This window comes from Variovorax sp. 20P10.2.4 (assembly GCF_058244205.1).
Map to the genome: position 1 here is coordinate 1 of NZ_JBZAYE010000079.1, position 18,890 is coordinate 18,890.

The following is an 18,890-nucleotide window of genomic DNA, read 5'->3' on the forward strand; positions in this document are numbered from 1 at the left end:
GCCGGTCACGCGCATCGGGCGCATCGATGCCGAGAGCGGCCTGCGCTTCGTCGATGCCGCGGGCGCGCCGGTGGCGCAGCGCTTCGGCTCCTTCGATCACTTCGCCTGAACGCCAGTCCGCCTCACAGCGTGCGCTTGAGCACGTCGATGAACTGGCGCGCCGCCTCCGACAGCGTGTGGCCGCGCTTGGTGACCACCGAGATGTCGCGCGAGACGCGCGGCGCGCTCAGCAGCTTGATGACCAGCGAGGGATCGCCGGCCGCGCGCGCGAAGGCCGAGGGCATGATCGACGGGCCCATGCCGCAGGCGGTCATCCACAGCGCGGTCGAGAGAAAGGACACCTCGTGCGCGACCTCGAGCGCCACGCCCGCATCGCTGGCGGTGCCGTCGATCAACGGGCGCACGCCATAGCCGGGCCGCACCGTGATCACCGGATGGCGGCCGAGGTCGGTCCAGCGCACCACGCGCGCCTGCGCCAGCGGATGGTCGCTGCGGCACACCAGCGCGAGATGGTCGCGCAAGAGGCGCTGCGTCTCGACCTCGGCGCCGGGCCGCTCGGGCGTGCCGATGCCGAAGTCCACGTGCTCGCCGAGGATGCGCGCGATGAACTGGTCGGGCGCGCAGTCGCTGACCACCACGCGCACCTTGGGATGCTGCTGCTGGAACAAGCCGATCGCCTCGGGCAGCAGGAACGAGGCCAGCGTCGGCGTGATCGCGATCGAGACGCGGCCGCGCTCGAGCGTGGCGAGGTCGCGAAAGCCGGCCGCGAGCGCATCGACGTCGCGCAGGATGCGTTCGGCCGCGGGCAGCATCTCCTGCGCGGCGGCCGTCGGCTTGAGCGAGCGCGTGGTGCGGTCGAACAGCCGCGTGCCCAATCCGTCCTCGAGCTGGCGCAGCAGCATGCTCACGGCCGACTGCGTGACGAACAGCCGCTGCGCCGCGGCGCTGAGCTGCCGCAGCTGGTAGACGGCGAGGAAGGCGCGCAGCTGGCGGATCGTAGGACTGAAGTTCGCTTTCATCAGGAAACATGATATTTGGTTCTGAATTTCTTGATTTACGAATGAATCCGCCCATCGTTCAATCGGACGCAGAACAGACATGAACATTCAAGGAGTACCGATGACCGCAACGATCGCCCGCGGCGCGACACAACCGCTGCGCAGGCAATTGCTGCTGGCCGCGGCCGCCGCGCTGTCCGGCGGACCCGCCTTCGCGCAGGCACCCGCCGCGGGCGCCTTTCCCGACAAGCCGATCCGCGTGGTCGTGACCTTCCCGCCCGGCGGCAGCGCCGATGCGGTGGTGCGCATGCTGGTGCCGCGGCTCAACGAGAAGCTGGGCCAGCCGGTGGTGGTCGACAACCGGCCCGGAGCGGGCGGCAACGTCGGACTCACGCTGGTGGCCAAGGCACCGGGCGACGGCTACACGCTGGGCGTGGGCGCGGCGGGCGCGCTCGCGGCCAACGCGAGCCTCTATGCGCAGATGCCCTTCGATCCGCTGAAGGACTTCAAGCCCGTGGGCATGCTGGCCGCGATCCCGTTCGTGATCGTGGGCCATCCCTCGATCGCGGCGCGCAACCAGCGCGAGCTGATCGCGCTCGCGAAGACGCAGCCCGGCGGGCTGTCGATCGGCCATGGCGGCAATGGCACGGCGATGCACCTGTCGGCCGCGCTGTTCGCGCAGATGGCCGAGGTCAAGCTGGTCGAGGTGCCCTACCGCGGCTCGGGGCCGGCCGCGCTCGACGCGCTCGCGGGACAGGTGCCGCTCGCGGTGGTCGACCTGCCCTCGGCGCTGCAGCAAATCAAGGCCGGCAAGCTGCTCGCCTTCGCCGTCACCAGCCCCGCGCGGCTGCCGATGCTGCCCGAGGTGCCGACGGTGGCCGAGGCCGGCCTGCCCGGCTACGACTCGACCGGCTGGTTCGGCGTGGTGGCGCCCGCGGCCACGCCGGCGCCGGTGGTCGCGCGGCTCAATGCCGAGATCAACGCGGCACTCGGCAACGAACAGATCAAGGCCGCGATGCGCAACCTCGGCGTGGAACCCGCGCCGGGGTCGAGCGAGGCCTTCGATGCCTACATCCGCGCGGAGACCCGCAAGTGGGCGCAGGTGATCCGCACCGCCAACATCAAGCTCGAATAGACCCCGTGCGCATGAAGAACGACCTCGATCTCCAGGCCGACGTGCTGATCGTCGGCGCCGGCCCGGTGGGCCTCTCGCTCGCGATGGACCTGGCCTCGCGCGGCGTCAGCACGATCGTCTGCGAGACGCGCGCCTTCGCCGAGCCGCCGAACGTGAAATGCAACCATGTGGCGTCGCGCACCATGGAGCAGTTCCGCCGCCTGGGCGTGGCGCAGAAGCTGCGCGACGCGGGCCTGCCGGCCGACCATCCGAACGACGTGGTGTTCCGCACCAGCGTGACCGGCATCGAGCTCGCGCGCATCCCGATTCCCTGCCGGCGCGACCGCTACACCGAGACCGAGGGCCCCGACGCCTGGTGGCCCACGCCCGAGCCGCCGCACCGCATCAACCAGATCTACCTCGAGCCGATCCTGCTACGCCACACGGCCGCGCTGCCGGGCGTGACCCTGCTCAACCGCACGCAGGTCGGCGGCTTCACGCAGGACGCCGAAGGCGTGACGGCGATCGCCACCGACCTCGACAGCGGCGTGACGCGCAGCCTGCGCGGGCGCTACATGGTGGGCTGCGACGGCGGCAGCTCGGCGGTGCGCAAGCAGATGGGCGCGAAGCTCGAGGGCACGGCGGTGATCCAGCGCGTGCAGTCGACCTGCATCCGCGCGCCCGGCCTGCGCGCGCTGATCCCGGGCAAGCCCGCGTGGTCCTACTACGCGATGAACCCGCGCCGCTGCGGCACCATGTTCGCCATCGACGGCCACGAGACCTGGCTGGTCCACAACCACCTCAACGCCGAGGAGCCCGAGTTCGATTCGGTGGACCGCGACCGCTCGCTGCGCGAGATCCTCGGCGTCGGTCCCGATTTCGAATACGAGATCCTCAGCAAGGAGGACTGGGTGGGCCGCCGCCTGGTGGCCGACCGCTTCCGCAACGGCCGCGTGTTCCTCGCGGGCGACGCCGCCCACCTGTGGGTGCCCTACGCGGGCTACGGCATGAACGCCGGCATCGCCGATGCGCTCAACCTCTCGTGGCTGCTCGCGGCCTGCGTGCAGGGCTGGGCCGACGAGGGCATCCTCGACGCCTACGAGGCCGAACGGCTGCCGATCACCGAGCAGGTCTCGCAGTTCGCGATGGACCATGCGCAGAAGATGATCCGCGCGCGCCGCGCGGTGCCACCGAACATCGAGGCACCCGGCCCCGAGGGCGACGCGCTGCGCGCCGACATCGGGCAGGAGGCCTACGAGCTCAACGTGCAGCAGTTCTGCTGCGCGGGCCTGAACTTCGGCTACTTCTACACCGGCTCGCCGATCATCGTGCCCGACGGCGAGCATGTGCCGCCGGTCTATTCGATGGGCGCCTTCACGGCCTCGACCGTGCCGGGCTGCCGCGCGCCGCACTTCTGGCTGGCCGACGGCCGCTCGCTGTACGACGCCTTCGGCCCGGGCTACACGCTGCTGCGCTTCGACCGCAGCGCCGACGTGCGCGCGCTGGAACGCGCGGCCGACACCTACCGCATGCCGCTCACGGTGCTCGACATCGATGCCGCCGTGGTGCCGCCGGCCTACGCGCACCGGCTGGTGCTGTGCCGCGCCGACCAGCACGTGGCCTGGCGCGGCGATGCCGTGCCGGCCGATCCCGAGGCGCTGGTCGACCTGCTGCGCGGCGCCACGCCAGCCGCTGCTTCCGAATCCAACGAAGAAAGAGAGACATCCGCATGAATCGCCGCCACGCCCTGCGCCAGCTCGGTGCCCTGTCCGCCGCCGCCTGCGCCGCCGGTCCGCTCACCGCGCTGGCGCAGAACGACAAGCCCATCACCATCGTCGTGCCCTACGCGCCCGGCGGCACCACCGACATGCTCGGCCGGCTGATCGCGCAGCAGCTCGGCACGGCGCTCGGCCGCACCGTGATCGTCGACAACAAGCCCGGCGCGGGCACCGCCATCGGCGCCTCGCAGGTGGCGCGCTCGGCGCCCGACGGCTCGACCCTGCTGGTGGCCACCAGCACCACGCTCGCGATCAATCCCTGGCTCTACAAGAAGCTCTCGTACGACCCGGCCAAGGACTTCGCGCCCGTGGGCCTGATCGGCGCGGTGCCGCTGATGGTGGTGGTGCATCCCTCGGTGCCCGCGCGCACGCTGGCCGAATTGGTGGCGCTCGCCAAGTCCAAACCAGAGGGCCTGAGCTACGGCTCGGCCGGCAACGGCAGCCCGCAGCACCTGGGCGCGGAGATGTTCAAGTTCGCCACCGGCACCGCGATGACGCACGTGCCCTACAAGGGCAGCGCGCTCGCGCTCACCGACCTGCTCGGCGGCCAGCTGCAGCTGATGTTCACCGACATCGCGCCGGCGCTGCAGCATGTGCGCAGCGGCAAGCTGCGCGCGCTGGCCGTGACCTCGAAGAAGCGCCAGCCCACCTTCCCCGACGTGCCGACCGTGGCCGAGTCGCGGCTGCCGGGCACCGCCGATTTCGAGGCCGTGGCCTGGCAGAGCATCGTCGCGCCCGCGGGCACGCCGGCGCCGGTGGTCGAGCGGCTGAGCCAGGAGATCGCGAAGGTGATCGCCCAGCCCGCGTTGCGCCAGAAGCTAGAGAACGACGGCTTCGAGCCCGGCTCGAGCACGCCCGCGCAGCTCGCGGCCTACATCCGCAGCGAATCGGAACGCTGGGGGCAGGTGATCCGCGCCTCGGGCGCGACCGTCGATTGACGCAAGCCACCCTGGCCCGCGCGGGCCAGGGTTATCCCGTAGCCGTGTTTTTTTGCCGATCATTTAACATGTTAAATAAATCGATCGACATGAGCACTGCCTTCACCCACCGCAACCTTCCGCGCCTGCTGCTGCAGGCGCGCGAAGCCGTCATGGCCCACACCCGGCCCAGCCTGCGCGTGCATGCGCTGTCGGACCAGCAGTGGCGCGTGCTGCGCGTGCTCGGCGAACACGGCGCGGTCGAAACCGGCCGCGTGGCGCGCGAGGCCTTCATCCTCGGGCCCAGCCTCACGGGCGTGCTCGCACGCATGGAGCGCGACGACCTGATCACGCGCAGCCGCGACCCGGCCGACCAGCGCCGCACCGTGGTCGAGGCCACGCCGCGCGGCATGAAGCTGGTCACCAAGCTGTCCTCGAGCATCGAGGCGCACTACCAGTGGATGGAGCAATCCCTGGGCAAGGACAAGCTCGGCCAGCTCTACGAGCTGCTCGACGAACTGATCGCACTGGAACAGCCATGAGCCCCCCTTCTTCACCTTCCCATTTCCTTCCCGCCGGCACCGTCTACGGCACGCTGCTCAACTTCCGCGCCGAGGTGGAGGCGCTCGCGCCGCAGATGAGCGCCCCGCCCTACAAGGCGCCGCCCAAGGCGCCGGTGCTCTACGTCAAGACCGCCAACACCTGGAGCCCGCATGGCGCCGCGATTCCGGTGCCGGCGAACGTGCCCGAGGTCGAGGTGGGCGCGAGCATCGGCATGGTGGTCGGCGCCGATGGCGACATCGAAGGCTTCGTGCCGATGAACGACCTGTCGGTGCCGCATGCGAGCTTCTTCCGCCCGCCGGTCAAGTTCAAGTGCCTCGACGGCTTCCTCGGCATCGGCCCCGCGCTGCGCGACGCGCAGGAGGTGGACGATCCCGCGGCGTTCCGCGTCGAGGTGCGCATCAACGGCGAGCTTCAGCAGACGCTGGACTTCTCCACGCTGGTGCGCCCCGCGCGCCAGCTGCTGGCCGAGGTCGGCGAATTCATGACGCTGGCGCACGGCGACGTGCTGATGCTCGGCTGCGGCGCGGGCCGGCCGCTGGCACGCGTGGGCGACCGCATCGAGATCTCGGCGCCGGGCTTCGAGACGCTCACCAACACCCTGGTTGCAGAAGAAAAGGGAGCCGCCGCATGAAGCACGCACGCATCCGCTACGAGAACGCCGTGCACGAGGCCGTCGAACATGACGGCGCGCTGCGGCTGGCCGATGGCCGCGCGGTCGGCTTCGATGCCGTCGACTGGCTGCCGCCGCTTGCGCCCACGCCGCGCCCGCGCACCATCCTCGCGCTCGGCCTCAACTACGCCGACCATGCGAAGGAACTCGAGTTCAAGGCGCCCGAGGAGCCGCTGGTCTTCGTCAAGGGCCAGAGCGCGCTGATCGGCCACCGCCAGAAGACCTTCCGCCCGGCCGGCGTGCAGTTCATGCACTACGAGTGCGAGCTCGCGATCGTGATCGGCAAGACCGCGCGCCACGTGAAGCGCGACGACGCCTACGACTTCATCGGCGGCTACACCGTGGCCAACGACTACGCGATCCGCGACTACCTCGAGAACTGGTACCGCCCCAACCTGCGCGTGAAGAACCGCGACACCTGCACGCCGATCGGCCCCTGGCTGGTCGATGCGAAGGACGTGGCCGATCCGATGGCGCTCGCGCTGCGCACCACGGTCAACGGCCAGGTCACGCAGCAGGGCAACACGCGCGACATGATCTTCGACGCACCCTTCCTGATCGAGTACTTCAGCCGCTTCATGACGCTGTCGCCGGGCGACCTGATCCTCACGGGCACGCCCGACGGCGTGGTCGACTGCCAGCCCGGCGACGAGGTCGTGACCGAGATCGAGGGCATCGGCGCGCTGGTCAACACCATCGCGGCGGCGGCCTGATTTCCTTCCCGCGCGCCCGCACGGCGCGCTTTCCTTTTTCCTTCGTACACACAAGAGATCAGCGGAGACGACACGACATGATCACCGGCAAGAAGCTCCTCCAATCCGTGGCGGCCGCAACGATGGCACTGGCCGTCTCGGCCCTCGCCGTCGCGCAGACCGCCTATCCCGCCAAGCCGGTGCGCTGGGTGGTCGGCTATCCGGCCGGCGGCGGCACCGACTTCCTCGCGCGCACCGTGGGCGCGCAGGTGTCGCAGCAGCTGGGCCAGCCGGTGCTGGTCGACAACCGGCCCGGCGCCGGCGCGATCATCGCGTCGGAGAACGTGGCGCGCTCGGCCGGCGACGGCTACACCGTGTTCTCGGCCGACAACGGCGTGCTGGTCTACAACCCCGCGCTCTACAAGAAGCTGCCCTACGACGCCGAGAAGGACTTCGCGCTGGTCGGCATGATGGGCCGCTCGCCGCTGATCATCACGGCCGCGCCCAATGCCGGCATCGCCGACGCGAAGGCGCTGCTGGCCGCGCTCAAGGCCTCGCCCGGCAAGTACAGCATCGCGACGCCGGGCACCGGCAGTCCGCACCACCTCGCCTACGAACTGTTCCAGCGCGAAGCCGGCGTGTCGATGCTGCACGTGCCCTACAAGGGCGGCGCGCCCGCGCTGCAGGACCTGATGGGCGGCCAGGTCGCGCTGATGATGCTCGACCTGCCCAGCGGCGTGAGCGCGGTCAAGGCCGGCAAGGTGGTGCCGCTGCTCGCCATGTCGGCCGAGCGCGTGCCGCAGCTGCCGAACATTCCCACCGCCAGGGAACTGGGCTTCGCCAACGTCGAGGCCTACACCTGGCAGGGCCTGGTCACGCCCGCGGCCACGCCCAAGGAGGTGCAGGCCAAGCTCGGCACCGAGTTGCAGAAGGCCATGGCCGATGCCGGCGTGCGCCAGAAGCTCTACGACGCCGGCTGGGAGGCCCGCCCCGCCGACGCCACCGAAATGACGCGCTACACCGATGCGGAGCGCAAGAAATGGCATGCCTTGATCAAGGCACGCGACATCAAACTGGACTGAACCGGATTTCCTCATGCAACAGATCGACCATCTCATCGGCGGCAAGTCCGTCAAGGGCTCGGACTACTTCGAGACCGTCAACCCCGCCACGCAGGAAGTGCTGGCCGAAGTCGCCTCCGGCGGCGAGGCCGAGGTGAACGCGGCCGTGGCCGCCGCCAAGGAAGCCTTTCCCAAGTGGGCCGGCATGCCCGCGCCCGAGCGCGCGAAGCTGATCCGCAAGCTCGGCGACCTGATCGCGAAGAACGTGCCCGAGATCGCGCAGACCGAGACCAACGACTGCGGCCAGGTCATCGCGCAGACCGGCAAGCAGCTGGTGCCGCGCGCGGCCGACAACTTCTACTACTTCGCCGAGATGTGCACGCGCGTCGACGGCCACACCTATCCCACGCCCACGCACCTGAACTACACGCTGTTCCACCCGGTCGGCGTGTGCGCGCTGATCAGCCCGTGGAACGTGCCCTTCATGACCGCCACCTGGAAGGTCGCGCCCTGCCTGGCCTTCGGCAACACGGCCGTGCTGAAGATGAGCGAGCTGTCGCCGCTGTCGGCCGCGCGCCTCGGCGAGCTGGCGCTCGAGGCCGGCATTCCGCCCGGCGTGCTGAACCTGGTGCACGGCTACGGCAAGGAAGCGGGCGAGCCGCTGGTGGCGCACCCCGACGTGCGCGCGATCTCGTTCACCGGCTCCACCGCCACCGGCAACCGCATCGTGAAGAGCGCGGGCCTCAAGAAGTTCAGCATGGAGCTCGGCGGCAAGAGCCCGTTCGTGATCTTCGACGACGCCGACCTCGACCGCGCGCTCGACGCGGCCGTGTTCATGATCTTCAGCAACAACGGCGAGCGCTGCACCGCCGGCTCGCGCATCCTGGTGCAGCAGTCGATCTACGCCGACTTCGCCGCCAGGTTCGCCGAGCGCGCCAGGCGCATCACGGTGGGCGATCCGCTCGACGAGAAGACCATCGTCGGCCCGATGATCTCGCAGGCCCACCTGGCCAAGGTGCGCAGCTACATCGAGCTCGGCCCGAAGGAAGGCGCCACGCTGCTGTGCGGCGGCCTCGAAGCACCGAGCAACCTGCCCGACCGCGTGAAGAAGGGCAACTACGTGATGCCCACGGTGTTCGCCGACGTCGACAACCGCATGAAGATCGCGCAGGACGAGATCTTCGGCCCCGTCGCCTGCCTGATCCCGTTCCGCGACGAGGCGCATGCCATCGAGCTCGCCAACGACATCCAGTACGGCCTGTCGAGCTACGTCTGGACCGAGAACATCGGCAAGGCGCACCGCGTGGCCGCGGCCGTGGAGGCCGGCATGTGCTTCGTCAACAGCCAGAACGTCAGAGACTTGCGCCAGCCCTTCGGCGGCACCAAGGCCTCGGGCACCGGCCGCGAAGGCGGTACCTGGAGCTACGAGGTGTTCTGCGAACCGAAGAACGTGGCGGTGTCGATGGGCTCGCACCACATTCCGCATTGGGGCGTGGCATGAGCCTGGGTCGCCGCACGCTGCTGCAAGGCACGGCCGCGCTCGCGGCACTGCCGATGCTGGCGCGCGCCCAGGCCGCGTGGCCGGCCCGGCCAGTGCGCATCGTCGTGCCCTTCCCGCCCGGCGGCACCACCGACTTCGTCGCGCGGCTGGTCGGCACCGAGCTCGCGAAGGCCTTGGGCCAGCCCGTGGTGATCGAGAACAAGCCCGGCGCGGGCACGGTGATCGGCGTCGACACGGTCGCCAAGGCCGCGCCCGACGGCTACAGCTTCGTCTGCGTGGCCAACAGCTTCGCGGCCAACCAGACGCTGGTGCGCAAGCTGCCCTACGACACGCTGAAGGACCTGCGCCCGGTCGCGCTGATGGGCATGTCGGAGCATGTGCTCGCCACCCATCCGGGCAGCGGCCTCAAGACGCTGGCCGACCTGCGCGACCAGGCCAAGGCCAGGCCCGGCACGCTGAGCTTCGCCTCCTTCGGCAACGGCACCTCGGCCCACCTCTCGGGCGAGATGCTCAAGCTGCAGATGGGCCTGGACATCGTGCACGTGCCCTACAAGGGCCAGGGCCCGGCGCTGACCGACCTGCTCGGCGGCCAGGTCACGATGATGTTCGGCAACTGGCCCGAGTTCCGCGGCCACGTCGAGGGCGGCAAGCTGGTGGCGCTGGGCATGGCGACCGCGCAGCGCTCGCAGTACGCGCCGAACATTCCCACACTGGCCGAACAGGGCGTGGCGATCGAGTCCAATTCGTGGAACGGCCTGCTGGCGCCCGCCGGCACGCCCGACGCCGTGGTGCAGCGCGTGAACGCCGAGGTCAACCGCGCGCTCGCGGGACCGGTGGTGACCGAGGCCTTCCGCAAGGGCGGCATCGCATCGCTGTCGGGCTCGCCCGAGCGCTTCGCGGTCTTCGTCCAGAGCGAGATCGCGAAGTACGGCGACGTGATCCGCAAGGCCAACATCCAGATCGAGGGTTGACCATGAGCCTCTATGCGATGCAGAAATTCCTGTTCGCGCTCAACCGCGATGCCGAGGTGCAGCGGCGCTATGCCGAAGGCGGCGACACGCGCAAGGCGCTGCTCGGCGGCTACGACCTCAGCGACGAGGAGCGCGAGGCCATCGACGGCGGCGACGTCGGCAAGCTCTACGTGCTGGGCTGCAACGGGCAGCTGCTGATGCACTTCGCGCCACTGCTGGGCATTCCGTGGGTCGACTACCTCGAGGCCATGCGCGAGGGCGTGCGCAAGTACGGGCCGGTGCGCGCCGGCATCTATGCAATGACGACAAGCACAGACGAAAAGGTGGCAGGAATATGAAGACCCCCACGCTCCCCACTTCGTGTGGTTCGCTGCCCCCCGAGGGGGCGCTCGATGCCCTTCGGGCGGCCGGGCGGGCATCGAGATGAGTCTCGTATTCGCAGGCGTGTGCAGCCACGCCCCCGGCATCACCGGCCGCGCGCATCTCGCCGACCCGGCGGTGAAGGATGAGTTCCACGCGCAGTTCCATCGCTTCGGCGAGGCCATGCGCGCGACGAAGCCCGACGCGGTGATCGTGATCGCGGCCGAGCACTTCGCGAACTTCTTCATGAACAACATGCCGGCCTATGCGATCGGCATGGCCGACAGCTACGAGGGCCCGATCGAGGATCCGAAGTGGCTCGGCATCGAGAAGCACACCATCCCGGGCGATGCCGGGCTGTCGCAGCGGCTGATCCGCGAGGTGATGCAGACGGTGGACGTGGCCTATGCCGAGGAGTGGAAGTTCGACCACGGCATCATGGTGCCGCTGAACTTCCTCACGCCGGACTTCGACACCAAGGTCATCCCCGTCAACATCAACTGCCAGGGCCCGCCGCTCACGCCGCTGCACCGCGCCTGGGCCTTCGGCGAGGCGCTGCGCCGCGCCTGCGACAAGGTGCCCGAGCGCATCGCGCTGGTGGGCACCGGCGGCATCTCGCACTGGCCGGCCACGCCCGATTCGGGCAAGGTCAATGCCGAGTGGGACGCCGAGTTCATGCGCCGCTGGTGCGCCAACGACCGCGAGGCGCTGCTGTCGCTCGACGACTACGGCGACGAGGCGACCTACCGCGAAGCCGGCCAGGGCGGCTTCGAGATCCGCACCTTCCTCAGCGTGGCCGCGGCCGCGCGCGGCCAGGGGGAGATCTTCCACATGAAGGCCATTCCGATCTTCGCGGTGACCTGCACGGCCGCGACGATGTCGGTGGTTTGAACGGAGCACGACCATGCCGCACCTGGTGATCCTCTACACGCCCAACATCGAGGCCGAGACCGATATGTCGGCGCTGTGCCGCACGCTGGCCGACACCATGCTCGAACAGCGCGACGAAGCCGGCAAGCCGGTGTTCCCGACCGGCGGCACGCGCGTGCTGGCCTATCCAGCCGCGCACTACGCGGTGGCCGACGGCCAGGCCGACTACGCCTTCGTCTACCTCAACCTGCGCATGGCCGCGGGCCGCTCCGAGGCCGTGAAGAAGAAGGCCGGCGACGAGTTGCTGGCCAGGGTCCGAAGCCACTTCGAGCCCGTCTTCTCGCAACGCCACATCGGCATCACGCTGCAGATCGACGAGAGCCCCGGCCAGGTCTACGACGGCAAGCACAGCAACCTGCATCCCCTGTTCAACAAGAGCTGACCCCCCACACACCGCCATGCTTTCTTCCGACACCATCGCCCGGCTCGCGGCCGAACTGCACGAGAGCGAACGCTCGCGCGTGCAGGTCGAGCATTTCTCCAAGCGCTTTCCCGAGATGACCATCGAGGACGGCTATGCGATCTCGCGCGCATGGGTCAAGCAGAAGATCGCCGAGGGCCGCGTGGCCAAGGGTCACAAGATCGGCCTGACCTCGCGCGCCATGCAGCAGTCGAGCCAGATCACCGAGCCCGACTACGGCACGCTGCTCGACGACATGTTCTTCGAGCAGGGCTCCGACATCCCCTTCGCGCGCTTCATCGCGCCGCGCATCGAGGTCGAGCTGGCCTTCATCCTCGGCAAGCCGCTCAAGGGCCCGGGCGTGACCATCTTCGACGTGCTCGCGGCCACCGACTACGTGGTGCCGGCGATCGAGATCATCGATGCGCGCATCGAGCAGTTCGACCGCCACACCAAGGCGCCGCGCAAGGTCTTCGACACCATCGCCGACAACGCGGCCAATGCCGGCATCGTGATCGGCGGGCGCCCGGTGAAGCCCGACGCGGTCGACCTGCGCTGGGTCAGCGCGCTGCTCTACAAGAACGGCGTGATCGAGGAATCGGGCGTGGCCGCGGCCGTGCTCAACCATCCGGCCACCGGCGTGGCCTGGCTCGCGAACAAGCTCGCGCCCTGGGACGAGCACCTGGAAGCCGGCGAGGTCGTGCTCGGCGGCTCGTTCACGCGCCCGACCACCGCGCTGCCCGGCGACACCTTCCATGCCGACTACGGCCCGCTGGGCGCCGTGTCGTTCCGCCTCGTCTGACCTCCTCGGAATACCTCATGCAAACCCCCATCAACCTGTTCAAGAAGGCCATGGCCGAGAAGCGCGCCCAGATCGGCCTGTGGGTCGGCCTGGCCGACGGCTACGCGGCCGAGATCCTGGCCGGCACCGGCTACGACTGGCTGCTGGTCGACGGCGAACACGCGCCCAACGACGTGCGCTCGGTGCTCGCGCAGCTGCAGGGCATCTCGAGCGCCTGGTCGGCGCTGCCCGAGGGCGCGACCCGGCCGCAGCCGATCGTGCGCGTGCCCGTGGGCGACACCACGCTGCTCAAGCAGTACCTCGACATCGGCGCGCAGACGCTGCTGGTGCCGATGGTCGACACCGCCGAGCAGGCCGCGCGCATGGTGCAGGGCATGCGCTATCCGCCCGAGGGCATCCGCGGCATGGGCAGCGCGCTCGCGCGGGCCTCGCGCTGGCAGGCCTATCCCAACTACCTGCACGAGGCCAATGCCCAGACCTGCCTGCTGGTGCAGGCCGAGACGGTGGAGGCGATGAAGAACCTCGACGCGATCGCGGCCACGCCCGGCGTCGACGGCGTGTTCATCGGCCCGGCCGACCTGTCGGCCTCGATGGGCTTCGTGGGCCAGCCCAACCATCCCGAGGTGCAGGCGGTGATCGCCGACGCGGTCGCGCGCATCCAGAAGGCCGGCAAGGCCGCGGGCATCCTCTCGACCACCGAGGAGCAGGCGCGCAAGTGGCTCGCGGCCGGTGCCACCTTCGTGGCCGTGGGGGTGGACACCATCGTGCTGGCCGCGGCCGCGCGCCAGCTCGCCGCCAAGTTCAAGAACGGTGCCGCCCCGGCCGCGCCCGCTCCCAGCAGCTACTGACGCAACGACAGGAGTCCGCATGCGCCGCCTCGCCCTCAAGTTCCTCGCCGCCGCCGCCGTGCTGGGCCTCGCGGCCTGCGCCCAACTGCCCGCCACCGGCCCCGCCGCCCAACAGGAAGCCAACCGCCAGGCCGTGCTGGCCTTCTACGAGAAGGGCCTGAACCAGAAGGACGCCGAGGCCGCGCTCAAGTACGTGGGCAACCGCTACGTGCAGCACAACCCGACCGCGGCCGACGGCCCCGAGGGCTTCCGCAAGTTCATCGCCTTCCTGCGCGAGAAATTCCCGAACTCGAAAAGCGAGATCAAGCGCAGCTTCGCCGAGGGCGACTACGTGATCCTGCACGTGCACGCGGTGCGCGAGCCGGGCACGCGCGGCAACGCGATCGTCGACATCTTCAAGCTCGAGAACGGCAAGATCGTCGAGCACTGGGACGTGATCCAGCCGGTGCCCGAGACCGCCGCCAACAGCAACGGCATGTTCTGACCCTTTTCTTCTCCTTTCCGAGCCAGCCCGCCGCCAGCCGATGACCACGCCCACCGATCCCAAGCCGCCGCGCTTCCGTTCCGCCACCATCCGCGAGGGCACGATCCGCGCGACCACGCGCAGCTTCCTGCATGCGCTGGGCCAGGACGACGAGGACATCGAGCGCCCGCACGTCGGCGTGTTCCACACCGGCGGCGAGATGAGCCCGTGCAACCTGAACCTGCGCGAGCAGGCGCAGCATGCCAAGACCGGCATCTACGCAGGCGGCGGCACGCCGCACGAATGCCCGGTGGTGTCGGTCAGCGACGGGCTGACCATGGCGCACTCGGGCATGCGCTTCTCGCTGATCTCGCGCGAGCTGATCGCCGACAGCGTGGAAGCCTCGGTGCGCGGCCACCAGTGGGACGGCATCTTCGCGATCGGCGCCTGCGACAAGAACCTGCCGGGCCTGATGATGGGCATGGTGCGCTGCAACGTGCCGAGCGTGTTCGTGCACGGCGGCTCGGCGCTGCCGGGCCAGATGCCCGGGCCCGACGGGCGCGACCTCAACGTGGTCGACACCTACGAGACCATCGGCAAGGTGCTGGCCGGCACGGCCACGCATGACGAGCTCGACGCCATGAGCCGCGCCTGCCTGCCCACGGCCGGCGCCTGCGCGGGGCAGTTCACGGCCAACACCATGGGCATGGTGTCGGAGGCGCTGGGCCTGGCACCGATCGGCTCGAGCATGGTGCCGGCGGTGTTCAGCGAGCGTGCGCCGCTGATGCGCCGCGCCGCCAAGACGCTGATGAAGGCGGTGATGGGCGACAGCCCGCTGCCGCGCGAGATCGTCACGCGCAAGGCGCTCGAGAACGCCTGCGCCGTGGTCTCGGCCACGGGCGGCTCGACCAATGCCGCGCTGCACCTGCCGGCGATCGCGCACGAGGCCGGCATCCGCTTCCACCTCGACGACGTGGCCGAGGTGTTCGCGCGCACGCCGCTCATCGCCGACCTGCGCCCGGGCGGGCGCTACCTCGCGCGCGACGTGTTCTACATCGGCGGCGCCGGCGTGATCCTGCGCACGCTGCTCGAGCAGGGCTTCCTGCACGGCGACGTGCTCACCTTCACCGGCCGCACCATGGCCGAGGAACTGGCCGACGCCCTGGCGCCCGACGGCCGCGTGGTGCGCGAGGCCGGCAACCCGATCACGCGCGACGGCGGGCTGGCGGTGCTCAAGGGCAACCTCTGCCCCGACGGCGCGCTGCTCAAGACCGCCGGCCTGCAGACGCTGGTGCACCGCGGCCCGGCGCGCGTCTTCGATTCGGAGGAGCAGGCGCAGACGGCGGTGCAGAACCGGCTGTACGAGGCGGGCGACGTGATCGTGATCCGCAACGAGGGCCCCAGGGGCAGCCCCGGCATGCGCGAGATGCTGGGCATCACCGCCCTGCTCTACGGCCAGGGCATGGGCGACAAGGTGGCGCTGCTGACCGACGGGCGCTTCTCGGGCGCCACGCGCGGCCTGTGCATCGGCTATGCCGGGCCCGAGGCGGCCGACGGCGGGCCGATCGCGGCGCTGCGCGACGGCGACCTGATCGCGATCGACGCGCGCGCGGCGGCGCGCACCATTTCGGTGGAACTGACGGACGAGGAGATCGCGCGGCGCCTCGCCGGACGTGGAGTAAACGCGGGGGTCCCGCGCGGTGGCTTGCTGGAAAAATACGCGCTCACCGTGCGCCCTGCCCACCAGGGCGCGGTGACCCATTCGGGCGCGGTCACCTGGCTGCGCGACGAGTCCTGACCCCCAACCACCGTTACCCGGAGACAGAACCATCATGAGCTTCACCCGCCGCCAGCTGCTGCAGTCCACCGGCGCCTCCGCGCTGCTTGCCGGCATCGGCCAACGGGCCTTCGCGCAGGCCGGCATCGAAACCGCGACCATCGTCACCGGCTTCGCGGCCGGCGGCACCTCGGACACCATCTGCCGCCGGGTCGCGACCAAGCTGAGCCCCGACTACGCGCGCGCGGCGGTGGTGGAGAACCGCACCGGCGCGGGCGGCCAGATCGCGGTCGGCTACGTCAAGGGCCGGCCGGCCGACGGCACCACGATCCTGCAGACGCCGACCTCGATCCTCACGATCTACCCGCACATCTACAAGAAGCTGCCGTACGACCCGATGGTCGACCTCACGCCCGTGACCATCGGCTGCATCTTCGACTTCGGCTTCGCGGTCGGTCCGGCCGTGCCGGCCAGCGTGAAGACCGTGCCCGAGTTCCTGGCCTGGGCCAAGGCCAACCCGGCCGGCGCCAACTACGGCTCGCCGGCGGCCGGCTCCACGCCGCACTTCATCGGCGCGCTGCTCGGCAAGAAGGGCGGCGTCGAGCTCAAGCACGCGGCCTACCGCGGCACGCAGCCGGCCATGCTTGACCTGCTGGGCGGCAACATCTCGGCGGTGTCGGGCCCGATCGGCGACATCACGCAGCACCTGCCCACGGGCAAGGTGCGCATCCTCGGCGTCTCGGGCGCCAAGCGCAGCCGCTTCGCGCCCGACGTGCCGACCTTCGGCGAGCAGGGCATCCAGGACATGGCGCACAGCGAGTGGTTCGCCTTCTTCCTGCCGGCCAAGGCCTCGCCCGAGCTGGTCGCGAGGCTCAATGCCTCGATGAAGAACGCGCTGGCGCAGAAGGACGTGGTCGACGGCCTCGGCACCTTCGGCCTGGAAGCCATGTCCTCCACGCCCGCCGAGCTGACCGAACTGTTGAAGAAAGACACCGCCAAGTGGGCGCCGATCGTCAAGGAAGTCGGCTTCACGGCTGAAGGCTAACCGTATGAAGGAACTGCAATGACCCCTCTCGCCACCACCACGCCGTCGTCCGCGTCGGCCCTGGTCCATCCCTCGATCCATCCCGACGAGCGCGCCGCGCGCGAGGAGCTCGCGGCCTGCTACCGCATCTTCGCGATGCTGGGCTGGACCGAGATGATCTACAACCACATCACGGTGCGGCTGCCCGACAGCGTGACCGGTGGCGAGAAGCAGTTCCTGATCAATCCCTTCGGCCTGCACTACAGCGAGGTGACGGCGAGCAACCTGGTGAAGATCGACCTGCAGGGTCGCGTGCTCGACGGCTCGACCTTCCCGGTCAACCCGGCCGGCTTCACGGTGCATGCCGCGATCCACGACGGCCTCGAGGGCGCGCACTGCGTGATGCACACGCACACCACCGCGGGCGTGGCCGTGGCCTGCCTGCAGGGCGGCCTGCAGCAGACCAACTTCTATACCGCGCAGCTGCACGGCATGGTGGCCTACCACGAGTTCGAGGGCATCACCATCCACGCCGACGAGGGCCCGCGCCTGCTGCAGAGCATCGGCGACCGCAACGCCGTGATCCTGCGCAACCACGGCCTGCTGGCCTGGGGCCAGACCCTGCCGCAGACCTTCGCGATCCTCTGGACCCTGCAGCGCGCCTGCGAGATCCAGATGGCGACCTTCTCGATGGGCGCCGCGATCCCCGTGAGCGAGGAGATCGCGCGCCGCTGCACGCGCGACGCGCTGCAGTTCAGCCCCGCGCACGGCGCCGGCCAGGACGTGTTCAATGCCCTGGTGCGCCAGGTCGACCGCATCGATCCTTCCTACCGCGCCTGAGCGCGACTGACCACTACGATCGACCCATGAAGATCTGCATTTACGGCGCCGGCGCGATCGGCGGATGGATCGGCGTCGGCCTCGCGCAAGCGGGCCAGCGCCTCAACGTGGTGGCGCGCGGCGCCACGCTCGAAGCGCTGCGGCGCGACGGCCTCTCGCTGATGCGCGGCGACGTGCGCACGCGCGTGCCGGTCAACGCGGTGGCCGACCCCGAGGAACTCGGCGTGCAGGACCTGGTGGTGATCGCCGTCAAGGCGCCGGCGCTGGCCGGCGTGGCCGAGCGCATCGCGCCGCTGATCGGCGCCGACACCCTGGTGCTGACCGCGATGAACGGCGTGCCCTGGTGGTTCCTCGAGGGCGGCTTCGGCGGCCCCATCGCGGGCCACCGCCTGGGCGCGGTCGATCCCGACGGCGCGATCGCGCGTGCCATTCCCGCGGCCAACGTGATCGGCGGCGTGGTGCACTGCAGCTGCTCGCTCGACGCGCCCGGCGTGGTGCGGCATCACTTCGGCAACGGCCTGATCGTGGGCGAGCCCTCGGGCGAGGCCACGCCGCGCGTGAAGAAGCTGGTCGAGCTGCTGCAGGCCACGGGCATCGAGACCACGCTGTCGCCGCAGATCCAGCGCGACGTCTGGTTCAAGCTCTGGGGCAACATGACGGTGAACCCGATCAGCGCGCTGACCGGTGCCACCACCGACCTGATCATGGGCGACGACTACGTGCGCGGCTTCATCTCGGCCGTGATGCTCGAGGCCAAGGAGATCGGTCGCCGCATCGGCATCGAGATCGCGCAGAGCCCGGAAGACCGCCATGCCGTCACGCGCAAGCTCGGCGCCTTCAAGACCTCGATGCTGCAGGACGTGGAGGCCGGCCGCTCGGTCGAGCTCGACGCCCTCGTGACCGTGGTGCGCGAGCTCGGCGAACTGACCGCCGTGGCGACGCCGTTCACCGATGCGCTGCTGGGGCTGGCGCGCCTGAAGACGCGGCAGCTCGGCCTGTACTGAGCTGTACCGAGCGGCGCTGGCCCTGGCGCTACGCCAGCGTGCGCAGCGCGGCCTCGAGCACGCGCGCGTGGTCCCGCGGATGCGCGGGCAGCCATTCGTGCAGCTTGTGGCCCGCGCCCGCGAGCCGCAGCACTTCCACGCTCTTCGCGCGCCGCGCCCGCTGCGCGTACTGCGCG

20 protein-coding genes and 1 pseudogene are annotated in these 18,890 nt (G+C 70.0%); 20 read left to right on the top strand and 1 reads right to left on the bottom strand.

From position 1 onward, the window contains the following. Positions 1 to 109, top strand: a pseudogene (locus AC27VN_RS10615) (thiamine-phosphate kinase); the annotation flags it as partial. A gap of 13 nt (positions 110 to 122) precedes the next feature. Here the strand turns inward: AC27VN_RS10615 and AC27VN_RS10620 are convergent. Further along, positions 123 to 1,019, bottom strand: coding sequence for a LysR family transcriptional regulator (locus AC27VN_RS10620; RefSeq protein WP_208508550.1), 897 nt, complete (start codon positions 1,017 to 1,019; stop codon positions 123 to 125). Between the two features lie 100 nt (positions 1,020 to 1,119). Here AC27VN_RS10620 and AC27VN_RS10625 point away from each other — a divergent pair, with 100 nt between their 5' ends. The 19 genes from AC27VN_RS10625 to AC27VN_RS10715 all read left to right on the top strand — a co-directional run bounded on the left by AC27VN_RS10625 (position 1,120) and on the right by AC27VN_RS10715 (position 18,714). Then, entirely contained in the window at positions 1,120 to 2,133 is a 1,014-nt protein-coding gene (locus AC27VN_RS10625) for a tripartite tricarboxylate transporter substrate binding protein (RefSeq protein ID WP_490876524.1), read from the top strand. Positions 2,134 to 2,144: 11 nt separating this feature from the next. After that, positions 2,145 to 3,845 carry an FAD-dependent oxidoreductase gene (locus tag AC27VN_RS10630; RefSeq protein WP_490876534.1) on the top strand — a complete coding sequence of 567 codons (1,701 nt, stop codon included), beginning with the start codon at positions 2,145 to 2,147 and terminating at the stop codon, positions 3,843 to 3,845. Continuing rightward, positions 3,842 to 4,828, top strand: coding sequence for a Bug family tripartite tricarboxylate transporter substrate binding protein (locus tag AC27VN_RS10635; protein ID WP_490876525.1), 987 nt, complete (start codon positions 3,842 to 3,844; stop codon positions 4,826 to 4,828). Before AC27VN_RS10630 ends, AC27VN_RS10635 begins: the two co-directional genes overlap by 4 nt. Positions 4,829 to 4,917: 89 nt before the next feature. Next, positions 4,918 to 5,349, top strand: a complete 432-nt coding sequence (hpaR, locus tag AC27VN_RS10640; protein WP_203203734.1) for a homoprotocatechuate degradation operon regulator HpaR — start codon at positions 4,918 to 4,920, stop codon at positions 5,347 to 5,349. Further along, entirely contained in the window at positions 5,346 to 6,002 is a 657-nt protein-coding gene (locus AC27VN_RS10645) for a fumarylacetoacetate hydrolase family protein (protein ID WP_490876526.1), read from the top strand. Before hpaR ends, AC27VN_RS10645 begins: the two co-directional genes overlap by 4 nt. Next, positions 5,999 to 6,754, top strand: a complete 756-nt coding sequence (locus tag AC27VN_RS10650) for a fumarylacetoacetate hydrolase family protein (protein WP_490876527.1) — start codon at positions 5,999 to 6,001, stop codon at positions 6,752 to 6,754. Before AC27VN_RS10645 ends, AC27VN_RS10650 begins: the two co-directional genes overlap by 4 nt. A gap of 77 nt (positions 6,755 to 6,831) precedes the next feature. Then, positions 6,832 to 7,815 carry a Bug family tripartite tricarboxylate transporter substrate binding protein gene (locus tag AC27VN_RS10655; RefSeq protein ID WP_093343987.1) on the top strand — a complete coding sequence of 328 codons (984 nt, stop codon included), beginning with the start codon at positions 6,832 to 6,834 and terminating at the stop codon, positions 7,813 to 7,815. Between the two features lie 13 nt (positions 7,816 to 7,828). Then, positions 7,829 to 9,295 (top strand): 5-carboxymethyl-2-hydroxymuconate semialdehyde dehydrogenase, encoded by a 1,467-nt coding sequence (gene hpaE / locus AC27VN_RS10660; protein ID WP_490876528.1) that lies wholly within the window; start codon positions 7,829 to 7,831, stop codon positions 9,293 to 9,295. Further along, the gene (locus tag AC27VN_RS10665) at positions 9,292 to 10,266 is read left to right on the top strand and encodes a tripartite tricarboxylate transporter substrate binding protein (protein WP_093343984.1); all 975 of its coding nucleotides are present in this window, start codon (positions 9,292 to 9,294) and stop codon (positions 10,264 to 10,266) included. Before hpaE ends, AC27VN_RS10665 begins: the two co-directional genes overlap by 4 nt. A 2-nt stretch (positions 10,267 to 10,268) precedes the next feature. After that, positions 10,269 to 10,604, top strand: a complete 336-nt coding sequence (locus AC27VN_RS10670; protein WP_490876529.1) for an aromatic ring-opening dioxygenase subunit LigA — start codon at positions 10,269 to 10,271, stop codon at positions 10,602 to 10,604. An 85-nt stretch (positions 10,605 to 10,689) separates the two neighbouring features. Beyond that, positions 10,690 to 11,517 carry a DODA-type extradiol aromatic ring-opening family dioxygenase gene (locus AC27VN_RS10675; protein WP_490876530.1) on the top strand — a complete coding sequence of 276 codons (828 nt, stop codon included), beginning with the start codon at positions 10,690 to 10,692 and terminating at the stop codon, positions 11,515 to 11,517. A 13-nt stretch (positions 11,518 to 11,530) separates the two neighbouring features. Next, on the top strand, positions 11,531 to 11,938 hold the full coding sequence (locus tag AC27VN_RS10680; protein ID WP_208510161.1) for a 5-carboxymethyl-2-hydroxymuconate Delta-isomerase: 408 nt from the start codon (positions 11,531 to 11,533) through the stop codon (positions 11,936 to 11,938). Positions 11,939 to 11,954: 16 nt separating this feature from the next. After that, positions 11,955 to 12,758: a 2-oxo-hept-4-ene-1,7-dioate hydratase gene (gene hpaH / locus AC27VN_RS10685; RefSeq protein WP_203203728.1), complete on the top strand. Its 804-nt coding sequence runs from the start codon at positions 11,955 to 11,957 to the stop codon at positions 12,756 to 12,758. A 17-nt stretch (positions 12,759 to 12,775) separates the two neighbouring features. Next, positions 12,776 to 13,606: a 4-hydroxy-2-oxoheptanedioate aldolase gene (gene hpaI / locus AC27VN_RS10690; protein ID WP_431511031.1), complete on the top strand. Its 831-nt coding sequence runs from the start codon at positions 12,776 to 12,778 to the stop codon at positions 13,604 to 13,606. Positions 13,607 to 13,625: 19 nt separating this feature from the next. Then, positions 13,626 to 14,090 (top strand): nuclear transport factor 2 family protein, encoded by a 465-nt coding sequence (locus tag AC27VN_RS10695; protein ID WP_490876531.1) that lies wholly within the window; start codon positions 13,626 to 13,628, stop codon positions 14,088 to 14,090. 40 nt (positions 14,091 to 14,130) lie between these two features. Further along, a complete protein-coding gene (ilvD, locus tag AC27VN_RS10700; RefSeq protein WP_490876532.1) occupies positions 14,131 to 15,867 on the top strand; it encodes a dihydroxy-acid dehydratase in 1,737 nt (578 codons plus the stop codon). A 34-nt stretch (positions 15,868 to 15,901) separates the two neighbouring features. Then, positions 15,902 to 16,891 (top strand): Bug family tripartite tricarboxylate transporter substrate binding protein, encoded by a 990-nt coding sequence (locus AC27VN_RS10705; RefSeq protein ID WP_208510155.1) that lies wholly within the window; start codon positions 15,902 to 15,904, stop codon positions 16,889 to 16,891. A gap of 18 nt (positions 16,892 to 16,909) precedes the next feature. Then, on the top strand, positions 16,910 to 17,710 hold the full coding sequence (locus tag AC27VN_RS10710) for a class II aldolase/adducin family protein (protein ID WP_490876533.1): 801 nt from the start codon (positions 16,910 to 16,912) through the stop codon (positions 17,708 to 17,710). Between the two features lie 26 nt (positions 17,711 to 17,736). Continuing rightward, on the top strand, positions 17,737 to 18,714 hold the full coding sequence (locus AC27VN_RS10715) for a 2-dehydropantoate 2-reductase (protein ID WP_395349390.1): 978 nt from the start codon (positions 17,737 to 17,739) through the stop codon (positions 18,712 to 18,714). The last annotated feature ends 176 nt before the right edge of the window (positions 18,715 to 18,890 follow it).

Excerpts from the sequence above, each read along its gene's own strand:
- AC27VN_RS10620 (WP_208508550.1), bottom strand. The coding sequence starts at position 1,019 with ATGAAAGCGAACTTCAGTCCTACGATCCGCCAGCTGCGCGCCTTCCTC.
- AC27VN_RS10625 (WP_490876524.1), top strand. The coding sequence starts at position 1,120 with ATGACCGCAACGATCGCCCGCGGCGCGACACAACCGCTGCGCAGGCAA.
- AC27VN_RS10630 (WP_490876534.1), top strand. The coding sequence starts at position 2,145 with ATGAAGAACGACCTCGATCTCCAGGCCGACGTGCTGATCGTCGGCGCC.
- AC27VN_RS10635 (WP_490876525.1), top strand. The coding sequence starts at position 3,842 with ATGAATCGCCGCCACGCCCTGCGCCAGCTCGGTGCCCTGTCCGCCGCC.
- hpaR (WP_203203734.1), top strand. The coding sequence starts at position 4,918 with ATGAGCACTGCCTTCACCCACCGCAACCTTCCGCGCCTGCTGCTGCAG.
- AC27VN_RS10645 (WP_490876526.1), top strand. The coding sequence starts at position 5,346 with ATGAGCCCCCCTTCTTCACCTTCCCATTTCCTTCCCGCCGGCACCGTC.
- AC27VN_RS10650 (WP_490876527.1), top strand. The coding sequence starts at position 5,999 with ATGAAGCACGCACGCATCCGCTACGAGAACGCCGTGCACGAGGCCGTC.
- AC27VN_RS10655 (WP_093343987.1), top strand. The coding sequence starts at position 6,832 with ATGATCACCGGCAAGAAGCTCCTCCAATCCGTGGCGGCCGCAACGATG.
- hpaE (WP_490876528.1), top strand. The coding sequence starts at position 7,829 with ATGCAACAGATCGACCATCTCATCGGCGGCAAGTCCGTCAAGGGCTCG.
- AC27VN_RS10665 (WP_093343984.1), top strand. The coding sequence starts at position 9,292 with ATGAGCCTGGGTCGCCGCACGCTGCTGCAAGGCACGGCCGCGCTCGCG.
- AC27VN_RS10670 (WP_490876529.1), top strand. The coding sequence starts at position 10,269 with ATGAGCCTCTATGCGATGCAGAAATTCCTGTTCGCGCTCAACCGCGAT.
- AC27VN_RS10675 (WP_490876530.1), top strand. The coding sequence starts at position 10,690 with ATGAGTCTCGTATTCGCAGGCGTGTGCAGCCACGCCCCCGGCATCACC.
- AC27VN_RS10680 (WP_208510161.1), top strand. The coding sequence starts at position 11,531 with ATGCCGCACCTGGTGATCCTCTACACGCCCAACATCGAGGCCGAGACC.
- hpaH (WP_203203728.1), top strand. The coding sequence starts at position 11,955 with ATGCTTTCTTCCGACACCATCGCCCGGCTCGCGGCCGAACTGCACGAG.
- hpaI (WP_431511031.1), top strand. The coding sequence starts at position 12,776 with ATGCAAACCCCCATCAACCTGTTCAAGAAGGCCATGGCCGAGAAGCGC.
- AC27VN_RS10695 (WP_490876531.1), top strand. The coding sequence starts at position 13,626 with ATGCGCCGCCTCGCCCTCAAGTTCCTCGCCGCCGCCGCCGTGCTGGGC.
- ilvD (WP_490876532.1), top strand. The coding sequence starts at position 14,131 with ATGACCACGCCCACCGATCCCAAGCCGCCGCGCTTCCGTTCCGCCACC.
- AC27VN_RS10705 (WP_208510155.1), top strand. The coding sequence starts at position 15,902 with ATGAGCTTCACCCGCCGCCAGCTGCTGCAGTCCACCGGCGCCTCCGCG.
- AC27VN_RS10710 (WP_490876533.1), top strand. The coding sequence starts at position 16,910 with ATGACCCCTCTCGCCACCACCACGCCGTCGTCCGCGTCGGCCCTGGTC.
- AC27VN_RS10715 (WP_395349390.1), top strand. The coding sequence starts at position 17,737 with ATGAAGATCTGCATTTACGGCGCCGGCGCGATCGGCGGATGGATCGGC.